This window comes from Desulfomarina sp., from assembly GCF_054039375.1.
The window spans coordinates 1-15,967 of the sequence record NZ_JBPLBA010000020.1; the positions used below are offsets into that span (position 1 = coordinate 1).

General features: G+C 47.4%; 11 protein-coding genes. 3 read left to right on the plus strand and 8 right to left on the minus strand.

The genetic code is table 11. From position 1 onward, the window contains the following. Positions 1 to 293 precede the first annotated feature (293 nt). Positions 294 to 3,368 carry a ChaN family lipoprotein gene (locus tag ACXLDX_RS01225; RefSeq protein WP_457575367.1) on the plus strand — a complete coding sequence of 1,025 codons (3,075 nt, stop codon included), beginning with the start codon at positions 294 to 296 and terminating at the stop codon, positions 3,366 to 3,368. 479 nt (positions 3,369 to 3,847) lie between these two features. Continuing rightward, on the plus strand, positions 3,848 to 4,816 hold the full coding sequence (locus tag ACXLDX_RS01230; RefSeq protein WP_457575368.1) for a peptidylprolyl isomerase: 969 nt from the start codon (positions 3,848 to 3,850) through the stop codon (positions 4,814 to 4,816). Position 4,817: 1 nt separating this feature from the next. Here the strand turns inward: ACXLDX_RS01230 and ACXLDX_RS01235 are convergent, their stop codons facing one another. The 4 genes from ACXLDX_RS01235 to ACXLDX_RS01250 all read right to left on the minus strand — a co-directional run bounded on the left by ACXLDX_RS01235 (position 4,818) and on the right by ACXLDX_RS01250 (position 9,365). Then, a complete protein-coding gene (locus ACXLDX_RS01235) occupies positions 4,818 to 5,384 on the minus strand; it encodes an HDIG domain-containing metalloprotein (RefSeq protein WP_457575369.1) in 567 nt (188 codons plus the stop codon). Positions 5,385 to 5,398: 14 nt separating this feature from the next. Next, on the minus strand, positions 5,399 to 6,364 hold the full coding sequence (gene trpS, locus ACXLDX_RS01240) for a tryptophan--tRNA ligase (protein ID WP_457575370.1): 966 nt from the start codon (positions 6,362 to 6,364) through the stop codon (positions 5,399 to 5,401). Between the two features lie 302 nt (positions 6,365 to 6,666). Continuing rightward, the gene (gene dnaK / locus ACXLDX_RS01245; RefSeq protein WP_457575371.1) at positions 6,667 to 8,589 is read right to left on the minus strand and encodes a molecular chaperone DnaK; all 1,923 of its coding nucleotides are present in this window, start codon (positions 8,587 to 8,589) and stop codon (positions 6,667 to 6,669) included. 158 nt (positions 8,590 to 8,747) lie between these two features. After that, positions 8,748 to 9,365 carry a nucleotide exchange factor GrpE gene (locus ACXLDX_RS01250; RefSeq protein WP_457575372.1) on the minus strand — a complete coding sequence of 206 codons (618 nt, stop codon included), beginning with the start codon at positions 9,363 to 9,365 and terminating at the stop codon, positions 8,748 to 8,750. Between the two features lie 491 nt (positions 9,366 to 9,856). Between ACXLDX_RS01250 and hemB the strand changes: the two genes are divergently transcribed. Then, positions 9,857 to 10,831 carry a porphobilinogen synthase gene (gene hemB, locus ACXLDX_RS01255; RefSeq protein ID WP_457575373.1) on the plus strand — a complete coding sequence of 325 codons (975 nt, stop codon included), beginning with the start codon at positions 9,857 to 9,859 and terminating at the stop codon, positions 10,829 to 10,831. A 116-nt stretch (positions 10,832 to 10,947) separates the two neighbouring features. Here the strand turns inward: hemB and ACXLDX_RS01260 are convergent, their stop codons facing one another. The 4 genes from ACXLDX_RS01260 to ACXLDX_RS01275 form a co-directional block, all read right to left on the minus strand. Beyond that, positions 10,948 to 11,331: a VanZ family protein gene (locus tag ACXLDX_RS01260; RefSeq protein WP_457575374.1), complete on the minus strand. Its 384-nt coding sequence runs from the start codon at positions 11,329 to 11,331 to the stop codon at positions 10,948 to 10,950. Between the two features lie 86 nt (positions 11,332 to 11,417). Further along, the gene (locus ACXLDX_RS01265; protein WP_457575375.1) at positions 11,418 to 11,933 is read right to left on the minus strand and encodes an SEC-C metal-binding domain-containing protein; all 516 of its coding nucleotides are present in this window, start codon (positions 11,931 to 11,933) and stop codon (positions 11,418 to 11,420) included. 219 nt (positions 11,934 to 12,152) lie between these two features. Further along, positions 12,153 to 14,324: an adenosylcobalamin-dependent ribonucleoside-diphosphate reductase gene (locus ACXLDX_RS01270; RefSeq protein WP_457575376.1), complete on the minus strand. Its 2,172-nt coding sequence runs from the start codon at positions 14,322 to 14,324 to the stop codon at positions 12,153 to 12,155. A gap of 407 nt (positions 14,325 to 14,731) precedes the next feature. Next, entirely contained in the window at positions 14,732 to 15,961 is a 1,230-nt protein-coding gene (locus tag ACXLDX_RS01275) for a hypothetical protein (RefSeq protein ID WP_457575377.1), read from the minus strand. Positions 15,962 to 15,967: the final 6 nt, after the last annotated feature.

The following is a 15,967-nucleotide window of genomic DNA, read 5'->3' on the forward strand; positions in this document are numbered from 1 at the left end:
AGAGACCGTGAAAAACTGGGGTATTTGCGGGCAATTACTTTACCATTACCGATTCAGGTACTACAATATCAGGAATATTTGATCAATTACAAATCAAATTCTTCTAAATAACAAAAGTTATTTTTAATTTGACCCGGCAATGCCCAGGTAGAACGCTGATTACGTACAAAACTCAGCCTGATAAAACAGGCACATCCACAAGTCGGCTGAGTTTCATGGGCAATCAAGAATCAAATATGCAAACTCCATCGTGAAAAACAGTTGAGTCTTGTATGTTAAAAGGAATAATTCAGATGAAAACACTCTTCGCAACCACTCTTTACAGCCTGCTGCCGATCTTTCTACTCTCCCTGCCCTCCTCCATAATGGCAGCGCAACAGGAAACAGTGATCCCGGATTACACTCTGTCACTCTCTTTTGATCTGGAAAAACATGAAGTGTCGGGAACGGCAAAAATTATCCTTGCGCCAGACGAACCCCACACCCTTTACCTGGAGGGCATAAAAATCACCGGCAGCCTTCTCAAGGATGACCAGGGTCATGAACAGACACTTGTTTTTCGTGGAAAAACAGTACCTATCCCGGCAACCAGCAGAAAACGTACCCTGTATATTTCATATACGAAAACTGTCAGCAACAGCCGGGAAAACAGGATTGGCCCCGATGGAATAACACTTCTGAGAAACTGGCATCCAACCCTGGGCAGACCTGTGCTGTTTTCCCTGAACGCATCGCTCCCTCCCGGATTCACCTCCATCTGCGAATCAGACTCCTTCCCCCTGGTGATGAATAAAAAAACAGTCCGTACAAGTTTTTCACACCCCCTGTCCTCTCTCCATTTTACTGCCGGACCTTACGTACATAAACAGTATGAAGTGAAAAAAGGTTTCTTCATCCATACACTCTTTTTCCCGGAAGACAGACAACTGGCCGACAGTTACCTGAAAAAGGGTGCGGCCTACCTGAAACGATACGAAAAAGAAATCGGCCCTTTTCCTTACAACCAGTATGTCATCGTTGCCAACCGGTTTCCCTCCGGTTTCGGTTTCCCTGGATTCACCCTTATAGGCCAGGCAGTTCTCCGACTTCCCTTTATAAAAAACACCTCTCTAGGCCATGAAATTCTCCACTCCTGGTTTGGCAACAGCGTGGAAGTAAACTACATGGAAGGAAACTGGTGTGAAGGGCTTACCGCCTACCTGTCCGACCATGCGTTCAGGGAAGAAAATGGTGAGGGAACACAAGACAGAAAGGAAATGATCACCAACTATCTCAGCTATGTCAATAATAAAAATGCAATCTCTCTTGACCGGTTCATTTCCGCAAACCATGGCGAAAGCAGTGAAAAAGCCTTGCGGGCTGTAGGGTATGGCCGTGCGGCCATGCTGTTCCATGAACTGCGGGAAAAAACAGGGGACGATATTTTTTTTCATGCAATTCAAATATTTTACAAAAAAAACAGATGGCGGAAAGCATCCTGGTCTGACCTGCAGGATGCCTTTGAGACCATATCCGGTATCAGGCTCGAGACATTTTTCCGGGAACGGCTAAAAAGACCTGAGATTCCCTCCCTCTCCGTTAAAAACAGTCGAATCATTTATAAGAACGGTGCTCCGACCCTGGTCTTTTCCCTTGTTCAACACAGCGAAAAACCATTTTCGCTCCTGGTGCCTGTCCATGTCAGGGGTACTGCGGGAACAGATGTATCGAGTTTTTTTATCAGCCAGAAAGAAAACCGGATTGAAATCCCCCTCAACTATCGTCCCCTGGAATTTACAATCGACCCGGAATACTCCTTTATGCGGGAACTTGTCCCGGAGGAAAAGTACAGCACCTGGTCCAGGTTTCTCGGGAGCGAAAAAAAACTGGTGATCCTGGGTTCGGAACGAGAAAGATCCATCTACGCCCCGCTCCTGTCGTTTGCAGCTTTCCGGGACAGTAAGGTAAAGCTGTCCTCGGAGGTTACCAACAGGGAACTGGCTAAAAATGACCTTCTTTTCCTCGGCACAGACCAGAAAGCCGCACGTTCACTTTTCGGCTCTCCCGGCCATTTTACAGATGATTTTACCCTCGATGCCAGATTCAATCCCCTGGATCAACACTTTGCCGCAATGCTGCTTTCCTCCCCTTCACGGGAAACAACTGAAAAAGTGGCAGGACGCCTGAACCATTACGGCAAATACTCCTTTCTCCGTTTCCACCGTGGTAAAATAGTGGAAAAACATATCAATTACGGTCAAATGGGTATAAAAACCGTAATGGAATCTCTGCCTGAAGGCGGCGAAACAACAGCTCTTACACCCTTTGAAAGGATTATTGAACAACTGGACAGCGTAAGAGTTATCTATATAGGGGAAACCCATACCGCCAACAGTGACCATCTCCTCCAGCTCCGTGTTATCGAAGCGCTTTTTGCCAGAGATCCGAATCTTGCCATTGGTATGGAAATGTTCCCGGCAGACAATCAACAACCACTGGATGACTATATCGTCAACAGGGTCCACGACGACGAGCGTACCTTCCTCAAGCAATCAGAATATTTCAAGGTCTGGCGTTACGATTACCGATTTTTCAGAGATATTATCGAGTTTGCAAGAAAAAACAAGCTTCCTGTACTTGGTTTGAACCTGAAAAGAGATATTGTCACGAAGGTCTTCAGGTCTGGCAACACAGACGGTCTGGATCAGAAAGTTATGGAAAAACTGCCCGAAAACAGAGACCTCGATATGGAAGGATATTATACCCGCCTGAACAGGGTGCACACTCTCCATGACCAGACCGGCAGTCGGGGGAGTATCAGCGGTTTTATCCAGGCACAGGGACTGTGGGACGAAACCATGGCTGAAAACATTTCGAACTGGCTGCATAAAAATCCCGGGAAAAAACTGGTGGTTCTGGCCGGAACACAACATACCAGAAAAGACTCAGGAATCCCCCCCAGAGTCAAGAGACGAATTAATGTTTCCCAGGCATCACTGCTGAATATCTACAGTTCCGCTCCTTCCAGCAACCTTAGGACAATTGCTGACTATTTCTTTCTTTCCACGGCCCCGGAACTGCCTGAAAATCCAAGGATCGGCATTATCCTGGAGACAGTTAAAGAAGAAGGACAATCGTTTATGAAAATCACCGGAATAAGCCCCCACGGAAATGCTGGAAAAGCCGGACTCCAGGCAAATGATGTGATCCTTGAAATCAATCATTTCCCAGTCTCGGAAATGAGTGATGTACGTATTGCAATGATTAATACTGAAAACGGGGATACTATCCCTGTAAAAATATCCAGAGATGTTAACGGAAAGAAACAGGAGCTGCTTTTTAAGGTTGAACTCACACTTCCAGCCGAAACAATGGCAAATCACCCATGAAACAAATATTGCAGAAAACCCGGTTACTCCATTGAGAATAATTGGCCACAGGGATAGTAACTCTATGATTTTATGACCTCTGAAGTATAATTATTCACAGGTGCCACAGATTGTTTTGCAGGCTCTTTTGTTCGAAATGAAGGCGCACGGAAAATTTTACCGCAGGCATATAATTGATATCGGAGTCTACGCTTACCTCCGAGGATAAAATTTTTCAGGCAACACAGATATGGGAAAAAAAGACCATTTATGGGCAGGCACTCGCTATAGCCTGCCTCTGCGGACAAAAGAGACCGTAAAAAGCTGGGGTGCCTGTGTGATCAATTACCATTGAAAAGATCGCTGTTCGGGGGTAAGATCACCGCTTTTCCAGCAAATGAAAAAACTCTTTTTCCAAAGGAGACGTGATGTATAGAATTACCGCTTCGTTGACACTTGTACTTACTTTTTTACTCTTAACTCTATCTGGAGAACCAGGAATGGCTAAATCAAAACTGAAAGACGGCCTGTACGCCAAGTTTGATACCAGCAAAGGTGAAATCATCTGCGCACTTGAATTCAAGAAAACTCCCCTGACTGTTGCAAACTTCGTGGGTCTTGCCGAAGGAACCAAGGATCTTGGCGGAGGAGCCAAAGCCAAGGGTGACAGGTTTTATGATGGACTCACCTTTCACAGGGTCATCCCCAATTTTATGATCCAGGGCGGCTGTCCCCTGGGAACAGGAACCGGCGGACCGGGTTATACTTTTCCCGACGAAATAGATCCGAGCCTGAAACACTCCGGTCCCGGCATTCTCTCCATGGCCAATTCCGGACCGGGCACGAATGGCAGTCAGTTTTTCATCACCCATGTGGCAACCCCCTGGCTTGACGGAAAGCACACGGTATTCGGTCACGTGGTTGCCGGACAGGATGTGGTCAATAAAATTGAGGGTGGTGATATTATCAATTCCGTGGAAATCATCCGGATCGGGAAAGAAGCGAAAGGTTTTCAAAGTGACCAGAAGGCCTTTGACTCCCTCCTGGCAGGAATTGAAGAGAGAAGCCGTGAAAAAGAGCTGGCGGCAATGGAAGAAGCAGCCCGACAGATTGATGAACAGTGGCCAGACGCTGTTACTACATCTTCGGGACTCAAATATGTCGTTGTAAAAGAGGGCGAAGGTGACGCAACACCGAAACCCGGCCAGGTAGTGACCGTCCACTATACAGGTAAACTGCTGAACGGCAAGAAATTTGACAGCTCCTATGACCGTGGGCAGCCCATTGATTTTCCCGTTGGAAAAGGTCAGGTCATCAAGGGTTGGGAAGAAGCGCTTCTCACCATGAAAAAGGGTGAGAAACGCGTGCTTATCATTCCTGCCGAACTTGGCTACGGTGCAAGCGGCCGTGGACCGATCCCCCCAAACGCCACCATGGTATTCGATGTTGAGCTGGTGAACTTCCAGTAATCTACAACCCGAGCTCTCCGGCTATCCGCTGGAGAGCTTTCAAGCTCAGTTCACAGAATTCAGGCAATGGAATTCCAGCTTCTTCACACTCCGCGATAATCTCGCGATTGGCCCCGCGGGCAAACGCTTTTTCTTTTATTCGTTTTTTTACCGATTTCGGTTTAACAGAGGCAAGTTTTTTATCCGGATAGACCAGGGCCGTGGCTACCACCAGACCCGTGATAGTCTCTCCTGCCGCAAGAGCATGCTGGAAAACAGTTGTTCTCTCTTCTCCCGGATGTGCTTCCAGGTTATGCAGTCGTATTGCCTCAACTATCTCCCCATCAACACCTCTTTTTTTCAAAATCTCAACTGTTTCTGTTGTATGGGTTGCAAGATCCGGCTGACTTTCCGCGTCAAGATCATGGAGCAGTCCGGCCAGTCCCCATTTTTCCCTGTCTTCTCCGAGCCGTTCCGCCATGGCCCGCAAAACCGCCTCCGACGCCAGGCAATGATTGATCATGTTCCGGTTGCTGATCCGGCTGCAAACAAGCTCCAGGGCCTCTTCCCTGCTGATACCATATGCCATTTTTCACCTTCCTCTCAATAGTTCAAGCCGATCCTGTCACGCACCAGGTCAAGGGTCACCGCCGCTTTTTCCCGCGCCTTCTCAGCACCTTTTGCAAGAATGGAACGCAGCGTTTCGGGATCATTCAGAAATTCGGCCTTTTTCCTGCGTGCCTCACCGAATTTATCATTCAACAGGTCAAGCAGTTCAAGTTTCAGATAACCGTATGCAGCCCCGCCATTAACGTACAGATCATGGATCTCCTTCATTCTTTCAGGAGAGGCAAACAACTCCATAATCTTATAAAGATTGCAGTTATCAGGATCTTTGGGGTCATCCACCGGCGTTGCGTCGGTTTCAATGGACATGACCCTTTTTTTCAATTGTTTACCTTCCAGGAAAATGGGGATAGTATTGCCATAGGATTTGGACATCTTCTGACCGTCAAGCCCTGGAACCGTTGCAGTCTGCTCACTGATAGCGGGCTCGGGAATAACAAAGGTTTCACCAAATTCATTATTAAATTTCTGGGCAAGGTCCCTTGCCACTTCGAGATGCTGCTTCTGATCCTTACCCACGGGAACCTGCTCGGCCTGGTAAAGCAGAATATCAGCCGCCATCAGTACGGGATAAGAAAACAGGCCGTGACTGGGCACAATCCCTTTCGCCACCTTATCCTTATAGGAATGACACCGCTCAATCAGGCCCATGGGGGCAAGGGTTGAAAGGACCCACGTCAATTCACACACCTCCGGCACATCGGACTGGACCCAGAAAATACATTTATCGGGATCAAGCCCCAGGGCCAGAAAATCCGCAGCCGCCTCCAGTGTCCCCCTGGCCAGGCGCTCGCGGTCATGGACTGAGGTCAGGGCGTGCAGGTCAACGAGAAAGACATAGAGCTCAGATTCCTCCATACGGGAAATCATGGTCTCCATCATGCCAAAATAATTACCGATATGAAGCTGGCCCGAAGGCTGTATTCCGGATAGGATTTTCATAACAATAGAACTGGATAATTTTTTTAATTTATAAAACCACGACGTTAAAAACCTTGTGGTCAGTTACATGGCACCTCTGAAAGCGAAAAACAGCATACTGCAAAAACAAAAAAAAGGGGAGTGGAGAAAAAATTTTCTCCACTCCCCGGTAGAACCGTGCCGATTACGTTGGCTGAAAAACGCCTATATTTGTAATTGCTCACAGACACCCCAGCGTTTAGCGGTGTTTTTTGTCCGCATAGACGGCAAGTAAACACGAAGAAGAGCCTGCAACAATCTGTGACCCCTGTGAGAAATTACCTTTATTTTACTTCTTCATAGTCGGCATCAACCACATCATCATCACCATCATCCTTTTTCGGGCCAGCCCCGGCACCGGCAGCACCAGCCGCGCCGGCAGCACCATCGGGAGTCTCCTGGGATGCCTGGGCATACATGAGTTCCGCCAGTTTATGGGAAGCAGTGGTCAGAGCTTCTATTGCCGCTTTAATCGCTGCAGTATCATCACCCTGCATAACCGACTTCACATTTTCGATTTCCTTCTCCACGTTTTTCCTGGTTTCCTCATCCACCTTGTCACCAAGATCCTTCAGGCTCTTTTCAGTGGCATGAACCAGGGCATCGGCTGAATTTCGAGCCTCAACCAACTCCTTCCGCTTCTTATCTTCTTCCGCGTGGAGCTCTGCGTCCCGTGTCATTTTTTCGATCTCTTCATCTGTCAGACCTGAAGAAGCGGTGATCTTGATGGACTGCTCCTTGCCTGTGCCCATATCCTTGGCAGACACACTGAGAATACCATTCGCATCAAGATCAAAAGTCACCTCGATCTGAGGCACTCCTCTCGGAGCAGGCGGAATATCAGTCAACTCAAAACGACCTATGGTCTTGTTATCCTGGGCCATCTCCCGCTCTCCCTGGAGAACATGGATGGACACTGCCGGCTGATTGTCTGCCGCGGTTGAAAAAATCTGACTCTTCTTGGTCGGCACAGTCGTGTTCTTCTCAATCAGCTTTGTAGTCACCCCGCCCAGGGTCTCAATACCCAGTGAAAGAGGTGTAACATCGAGCAACAGTACATCTTTCACATCGCCCTGAAGAACTCCGCCCTGAATGGCCGCACCAATGGCCACAACCTCATCCGGATTCACACCCTTATGGGGCTCTTTGCCGAAGATTTCCTTGACCATCTCCTGAACTTTCGGCATACGGGTCATTCCTCCGACAAGGATAACTTCATCAATATCGGACGCGGAGAGACCGGCATCCTTCAACGCGGTCATGCATGGGCCCTTGGTCCGTTCAATGAGATCTTCCACCAGACTTTCCAGTTTTGCCCGGCTGAGCTTCAGATTAAGATGCTTGGGACCTGAGGCATCGGCTGTAATAAAGGGCAGATTAATGTCGGTTTCCTTGGTGGTGGACAGCTCCATCTTGGCCTTTTCCGCCTCTTCCTTCAGGCGCTGAAGGGCCATTTTATCAGCCTTGAGATCAATCCCCTGTTCACGCTTGAATTCATCGGCCAGCCAGTTGACAATCCTCATGTCAAAATCTTCACCACCAAGAAAAGTATCTCCATTGGTGGACTTCACCTCAAATACACCGTCACCGATTTCAAGAATGGAGACATCAAAAGTCCCCCCACCGAGATCAAAAACAGCGATCTTTTCCTCACCCTTCTTGTCAAGACCGTAGGCCAGTGAGGCTGCCGTGGGCTCGTTGATAATCCTCTGGACATTCAAGCCTGCAATCTTACCGGCATCTTTTGTGGCCTGACGCTGTGAATCATTAAAATAGGCCGGCACGGTAACCACCGCATCGGTCACCTCTTCACCGAGATATTCCTCGGCAGTCTGCTTCATTTTTGCGAGGATCATGGCTGAAATTTCCGCTGGCCGATAGATCTTTCCTTCTACCTCAACGGACACACTGCCATTAGTTCCTTCAACTATCTTGAACGGGCTGACCTCTATGGACTTTTTCACCTCTGCATCAGTGAACTTCCGCCCAATCAACCGTTTGATTGCATATAACGTACGCAGTGGATTGGTTACAGCCTGACGCTTGGCAACCTGTCCCACCAGGCGTTCGTCATTATCGGCGAATGCAACAACCGATGGTGTTGTTCTGTTGCCTTCCACATTGGCGATCACCTTCGGGTCTCCACCTTCCATAATTGCAACGCAGGAATTTGTGGTTCCCAGGTCAATTCCGATAATTTTACCCATCTTTTCTCTCCTTAAATCATTCCGGACGGTTTCCTGTCCGCCCTTGACTCCTCAAAAATTATTAATTGCTCTATCCGTGATAGTGGCAACCTCTTCTAAAGTGTTCATCTTCCCTTATTTGTCAAGGGATTGGATATTCTTTTTCGAGATGATACACCCTATGAATCGGCTTTCTTTTCTCCGGAAGAAACTATCACCTTTGCCGCCCGTAACAGTCGATCCTTATAATAGTATCCCTTTTCAAATTCACTGACCACATGGTTGGCAGGAACCGTATCACTGGCCTCCATGGTCAGGGCATCCTGATGTTTCGGATCAAAAGGTTCGCCAACACTTTCTATTGGTTTCACTTCAAATTTTTCCAGGGTCGCCACCAGACTCTTGAGCGTAAGTTTCACTCCCTCCACAAGAGATTCCAACCGCTGTTCAGGACTGTTTCCTTCGATACTGCTCTGTTCAACGGCCCTCTCCAGATTATCGACCACCGGCAGCATCTCCCTGAAAATCTGTTCTCCGGCATACTTCAGGCTGGAAACGCGCTCCCGCTCCATCCGTTTCTTGAAATTCTCATTTTCAGCGGCAGCACGCAACATCCTGTCCCGAAGCTCTTCAATCTCCCTGAGGGCATCAGCGAGTTCTTTTTCCAGATCCCGACCATTCTCCTCTTCCGGATGAGTCTCATTTTCTCCCGCCTCCTGTTCCTTTGCAGGTGGCGACAGATCCTCATCCGTGACCTCAACCCTTCCCTGGAGTGTATCGTTTTTATCTTTACTCACTGCTTCCTCCTCTCTGAACAAAACTTGTCTCCAATCCCGGAAATACCACTGTTGACAGCATTTTCCGGTTTATTCCCGTATATAACCTGTGCCAACAATAAGTAGAGGTATTTTTCTTGTCAAGAGATGGAAAATCAAAAAGAAATGTATCGAAAGAACACAATAAAACGAGAGGAAATAATTACTGAAATCAGTATATTATCTAATGTCTGTCCAGAAATGAGGATTTTTGTTCGAGATCAAGGCGCACGGAAAATTTTACCGCAGGCATATAATTGATACCGGAGTTTACGCTTACCTCCGAGGATAAAATTTTTCGGGCAACGCAGATATCGGACAAAAAGACCAACTATGGACAGGCACTATCTAATGGTGGTGAACCTCTTTTTCACCCATTCACCTGAATCAGTGAGTATGTAATAACCAACCGGCTCGATGTAAATTGGTCACAGAAGCCAGACAAAAACTTATTAAACCCACAAGGAATCAATATGCTTTTTCCAGAATACAGACCGAGACGACTCCGAAAAAACAGCAGTTTCCGTGCCCTTATCAGGGAGACAAGATTATCTGCGGCACAACTTGTTTATCCTCTCTTTATTATGCCTGGTAAAAACAGAAAAGAAGAGATTGTCTCCATGCCGGGGGTATACAGGGTCACGATTGACCAGTTGAAAAATGAGGCCGAAGAATGCCTGGCCCTGGGGATCAACAGCGTAATCCTCTTCGGCCTGCCCGAAAAAAAAGACGCCATGGGGAGTGGAGCACACCAGAAAGACGGTATTATCCAGAGTGCCATCAGGGAACTGAAGAATAAGGTGCCTGAGATTCTTGTCATTACTGATGTCTGTCTCTGCGAATATACTGATCATGGGCATTGCGGCTGTATCATCAATCAGGATGTTGACAATGACGCCACCCTGGAAATACTCGCCAAAACAGCCCTCTCCCATGTTCGGGCCGGAGCTGACATGGTTGCACCCTCGGATATGATGGATGGACGTATTGCCGAAATCAGGGGCGCACTGGATGAAAATAATTTTGAATCGGTTCCCATCATGTCCTACGCGGTTAAATATGCCTCCGCGTTTTATGGACCGTTTCGGGAAGCGGCAGACTGCACTCCCCAGTTCGGAGACCGCCGCAGTTACCAGATGGATCCCGCAAACAGCAGAGAGGCCCTGCGGGAAGCAACCCTTGATGTGGATGAAGGGGCTGATATTCTCATGGTTAAACCGGCCGTGGCCTATCTGGATATTATTGCAAAACTGAAAGAAGAATTTGACCTGCCCGTTGCGGCCTATCATGTCAGCGGGGAATACGCCATGATCAAGGCCGCTGCCGAAAAAGGATGGATTGACGGTGACCGGGTCATGGCGGAAACACTGCTGTCCATCAGGAGGGCCGGAGCGGATATTATTATCACTTATTTTGCCAAAGATATGGCAAAAATGCTGAAGCAGTAACCCTTACCGGCAAATCACCTTGAACCACCTGAAGCGTAACTTCACAGGGGTAGCAACTCTATGATTTTATTCCCCTGAAACAGTTACATTACGGCTTCAGGTGGCAGTACTTGCCCCTACCGTCGAAGAAAAGTCTGCCATAAAAACCAGCCGCAGCAGGCCAGTAACGCCCCCGCCCCATCAGCCGCGACATCACCGATACTGACAAAACGTCCCGGAATGAAAGACTGGTGAAACTCATCACTGATTCCATAGAACACACAGAAAATCACGACCGAAAGTGTTACTGCCGGGAACTTTTTCTCTTTCAACAAAGGGAAAAAACCATAGAGAACGGAAATTGCCAACAGCGCATATATGGCAAGATGGGCGATTTTGTCAAACCAGGGAAGGGGCGGCATATACAAGGTATCACCCGGTTGATGCGAAAGAAAAAAAATGGTTCCCATGACGATCAACGCGGGAACCATGCGAACTGTGTCTGCGCCACTTACCTTCATCGTAACTGCTCAGCTGATAAATATTTCAAGTAACTTCTCACAGGGGTAGCAATTATGTGATCTTATTACCTCTGAACTTTATAATTTCAACTGGATTGAGGAGTCGGCAGATGGACTTTGCTGAGTTGCTCCCTGGAGAATTTTTTCCGTATCCTGCGAATCGCAGCCCGTATCCCGTGGCTGGGGGCATCCGCCAGAATCTGCACACTCCTGTCCCTGTAAGCTGTCAGTTCAAGCTGCCTGTCACGAAAAGAAAACGTATGACTCCAGTTAATTTCGATTGTTTCCGAGTTTTCATCTATAGGCGGCTCCAGAGCTTTTCCAGCGGCTGCTACCTGAACACAGTCACAATCGGTCATTTCCAGGAGCCAGGCATCACCTTGTACCGTTGAATAGAAGAAAAAAACTCCCAGCTCCCTTTCCGTCTTATGTTTGAGCACGGCCTGTAGCTGGATCTCTTTTACTCCGTCCATCAGAGTAACTTTTAACTGTTTCTCAGAAGATGTCTGGGGTTGCGCAATTCTCTCTTTCCGGGCGCAGCAATGTTTATATTTTTTTCCGCTGCGACATGGACACTTTTCATTCCTGCCGATTTTTGCCATTTTTATGTAATTCCTCACCGGGGTAGCAACTCTATGAATTTATTACCTCTGAGTTGTAATTGCTCGCAGGTTCCACAGATTTTTACAACCTCTTTTCTTTGCTATAGCATAGCCTACCTATGCGGATAAAAGAGACCGAGAAAAGCTGGGGTGCCTGTGAGCAATTATTTTTTTATTCCATCAATCTTTTTTAACTGCCGTAAATCCTGCATTCACAAATTATGAGCATTTACTGTAGCCACAGTCATGGCATGTCTCGCATCCCTCCTCAAAACGAAGAGTCCCGGTGCATTCCGGACAGGTGGAAGCAAACCCTTTCTGTGTCCCGGCCATAAACGATTTGAACAGTTTACTCAACTGGGCGGGAAGATCAAGCATATGTCCACTGGAACGGTCCAGCTGTTTGATAATCTCATCCATGGGAACATTAAAACGCAGGGCCAGAGAGACCAGCCGGCAGGTGGTCGTCCACATGGTGGATTTATCTTTCAGATCAACACGGTTATCAAAGGGGAATTTTGCAAAAACCTCCATGGGTTTCTCATTTTCATCAAAACAGACAATGATATAAACCGATTTCTGGTGCTGATCCTTTACCCGGTACCGTTTGGCATCCAGAGTATCCGGCAGAATCCGTTTGGTGGGACCGTGTTCGGATACCATGGCCATGTTTTCCTCTTCCGAAGACGCCTTGGTATTGAGGACCTGGGAATCCCGTGAACCGTCCCTGTATACAGTCAGTCCTTTGCAGCCAAGCCGATATCCGGTCAGATAGGCAAACTCGACATCATCCCTTGTGGCATCAGACGGCAGATTAATTGTTTTGGAAATCGAAGAATCAACACCGCTTTTCTGTAAAACACTCTGCATCCTAATATGATCTTCAGGGGCTATATCCTGAGCTGTACAGAACACAGCCTGCCATTTTTCGGGTATCTCATCGTGACCCATGACTGTGCCGGAATCGGCGACCTTACTCATCAGTTCTTCCGAGTAAAAACCCTCTTTTCTCGCAACTTCCTCAAAATGCTTATTGACCATGATCAGGCGATCATCATCCATCACATGTTTGACCATAACAATTGAGAAATAAGGTTCACACCCCGATGCACAGTCGGCAATCATGGAAACCGTACCCGTAGGCTGAATCGATGTCAATGCAGCGTTACGCCTGGGTGGGTAAGCATTCACCGAACCGTCATAAGCAGGAAAAGGCCCTTTCTCTTCAGCCAGTCGAATGGAACGCTCTTCCGCCACATCGCGGATAAACCGCATCAACTCCCCGGAAACCCGTCGACCCTCTTCACTGCCATACGGAATCGCAAGTTGAATCAGCAGGTCATGAAGACCCATGATACCCAGCCCGATCTTCCTGGTCTGCATGGTCATTTCTTTTATTTCAGGAATGGGAAAGCGATTGCAATCAATGACATTGTCGAGGAAAACAGTTGCATTTTCTACCACTTTTCTTAACCGATCAAAATCAATCCCGCCATCCCTGACAAATCCTGCCAGATTCACGGACCCGAGATTACAGCTCTCATATGGAAGCAGCCACTGTTCCCCGCATGGGTTGGTCGCCTCAAAATCTCCAAGCTGTGGTGTACTGTTGTCCCTGTTTGCCGTGTCGATAAAAAGAACACCAGGTTCACCATTATGGTAGGCAAGATCAATAATTTTATCAAAAACAACTCGCGCATTGAGTTGTCGAACCACTTTCCCGCTGGATGGTTCAATGAGGTCATACTCGTCATCATCCTCCAGAGCCTGCATAAAAATATCAGTTACAGCAACACTGAAGTTGAAGTTATTGAATTTGCTCTGATCTTCCTTGGCGGAAATAAAATCCATAATATCCGGATGATCAATACGCAGTACCCCCATATTGGCCCCACGCCTCTTACCTCCCTGTTTAATTGTTTCCGTTGCTGCATCAAAAACAGCGGCAAAGGAAAGAGGACCCGAAGCTACACCCTGAGTGGATTGGACAGAAGCATTTTTGGACCGCAGCCGGGAAAAGGAGTAGCCTGTTCCCCCACCGGTTTTATGCACCAGCGCACCATTGCGAATTGCGGTGAATATTCCATCCATGGAATCCTCAATCGGCAAGACAAAACAGGCGGAAAGCTGACCGATATCGGTTCCGGCATTCATCAGACAGGGAGAATTAGGCAGAAAATCCATATGATATATCATATCAAAGAAATTCTCCCTCAACTGCTCATGGTATTCGGCATCCTTATCAACTGCGGCTACACTGTCGGCCACCCGACGGGCAAGAGTCTCCCATGTCTCAACACATTTCCCGCTGGAATCTTTTAAATAATACCGTCTTGCCAGCACAGTTTCCGCGGTACTTGTTAAAACTTGTTTCTTCATATCAGGTGTCATAAAAATCCTCTTACATTATAACCGGCACAGTATGACGTATATCAACCCGGAAATCATGAGGACCAATCCGATTCAGGGCCTTGAAGAATCAATGTCAGGGTGCCTTATAGTAATTACGTTAAATTTAATACCATCAGGTGGAAATACACCAAAATCATGAATCATTCCCAAACGTATATACACTACATTTATACAGTGCTCAAGTTCATTCTACAACATATAGTGTCTATTCCCTGGATACCCTGATTTTCCAGGGCCTGCAGAATGAATTTAATTTTTCAATATTTTTTTGTATCCAACCTCTCTTTTTTTAAAAAATTATCAAAAAAAAACGGATACAGCTTTTCTTAAAGGAAAAGCTGTATCCGCCGGACAGCCAAAAAATATTTTTCGGTTTTTAACCTCTTTTAAAACCGGAACCTGACTCCGAAACCAAAACGACCATAGTCTATCAAATCTCCAATCTCATCAACACCGGACCGGACCTCTATAAAAAGAGATGCATTGAATGCGTCAGGCTCACCATATACTCTGGCTCCGGCTGAGGCAATAAGATCCAGCTGGCTGTTCTCCGCATCGTTATCACTGTCACCATCCGTGAGCCAGCCCCCCACACCGAGATTAACGAAATAATTCGACCAGTGATATTCACCAAGACCATCAACTAAAACAGCACTTTTTCCGTCAAGGCCGTGGATATGGGGTGCACCACCGACCATACCAAGCAGAGAAAAATCTTCAGTGATCCTGTATTCCAATCCCACCCGCGCAAAGAGATGATTGGCAGGATCATATTGTCTGAAATACCCAGCGTCAGCCAGAAAACCAAACCTGCTGATTCCGGTTACGGTGACATTACACTGATCGGTTGCTGATTGGCTGGTTTTGTCATCGAAGAGTGTTGCATGGAGAGTATTCACGCCACAGGGAACAAGCGCATCCCCCTGGAGGCCATTGAGGGTCTGCCTGCTCACAACAGTCCCCTGCTCATCTGTAAACGTAATCTCCATTCTCTCAATTGTTCCATCCTTGTCCTCTGAATCGGTGGCATCAATTCTGATACGCTGTCCACAGAAGGCTTTGACCGGTGCAACCGTCATGGTACAACGGGGAGCCTGATTAACCGGCGGCTCTACTTTCCGCTCCGGTGGTTCAGATACAACGGCAGCAGTTTTCGGCAGAAGAGCAGTCCCGGCGAGGGCTATATTCCCACATCCGGCCGGAACCACAAAGGTATAACGTCTGCCTTTGTTATCTATGAAAAAAGTATAGCCCGGAAACGGTTTTTCGCCACCCCAGGTCACATCCCTGACTACACGAACCCGGCCTTTGCCCTTCTTTTTGAAAAGCATCCAGTCAAGTTTTGTCCCCCGGGAAAATTCCGCCTTTTTTATGGGAACAGTCATAATCTGCTCCATAAAGGCGGAATAGAGGCTCCCCTGTGAAGTCAGGTTAAAGCCGTCCCTAACATCAGCAGCCCTGGTTTGAACCATTGATCTCAATTCTTCCACCGATGTCAGCGGCGGCTGATAAAAAGGGCTTCTGCCGATTACTTTTAAAGTCATGGCAGCTTGAGAACCACCGGCCGGCAGCAAGAACAGCATGACAGATATGATTATAAACAGTTTCAGTTTCACAACAAC

Coding starts and splice junctions, on each gene's coding strand:
- ACXLDX_RS01260 (WP_457575374.1), bottom strand. CDS start 11,331: ATGAAGGTAAGTGGCGCAGACACAGTTCGCATGGTTCCCGCGTTGATC.
- ACXLDX_RS01230 (WP_457575368.1), top strand. CDS start 3,848: ATGGCTAAATCAAAACTGAAAGACGGCCTGTACGCCAAGTTTGATACC.
- ACXLDX_RS01265 (WP_457575375.1), bottom strand. CDS start 11,933: ATGGCAAAAATCGGCAGGAATGAAAAGTGTCCATGTCGCAGCGGAAAA.
- ACXLDX_RS01270 (WP_457575376.1), bottom strand. CDS start 14,324: ATGACACCTGATATGAAGAAACAAGTTTTAACAAGTACCGCGGAAACT.
- trpS (WP_457575370.1), bottom strand. CDS start 6,364: ATGAAAATCCTATCCGGAATACAGCCTTCGGGCCAGCTTCATATCGGT.
- hemB (WP_457575373.1), top strand. CDS start 9,857: ATGCTTTTTCCAGAATACAGACCGAGACGACTCCGAAAAAACAGCAGT.
- ACXLDX_RS01225 (WP_457575367.1), top strand. CDS start 294: ATGAAAACACTCTTCGCAACCACTCTTTACAGCCTGCTGCCGATCTTT.
- ACXLDX_RS01235 (WP_457575369.1), bottom strand. CDS start 5,384: ATGGCATATGGTATCAGCAGGGAAGAGGCCCTGGAGCTTGTTTGCAGC.
- dnaK (WP_457575371.1), bottom strand. CDS start 8,589: ATGGGTAAAATTATCGGAATTGACCTGGGAACCACAAATTCCTGCGTT.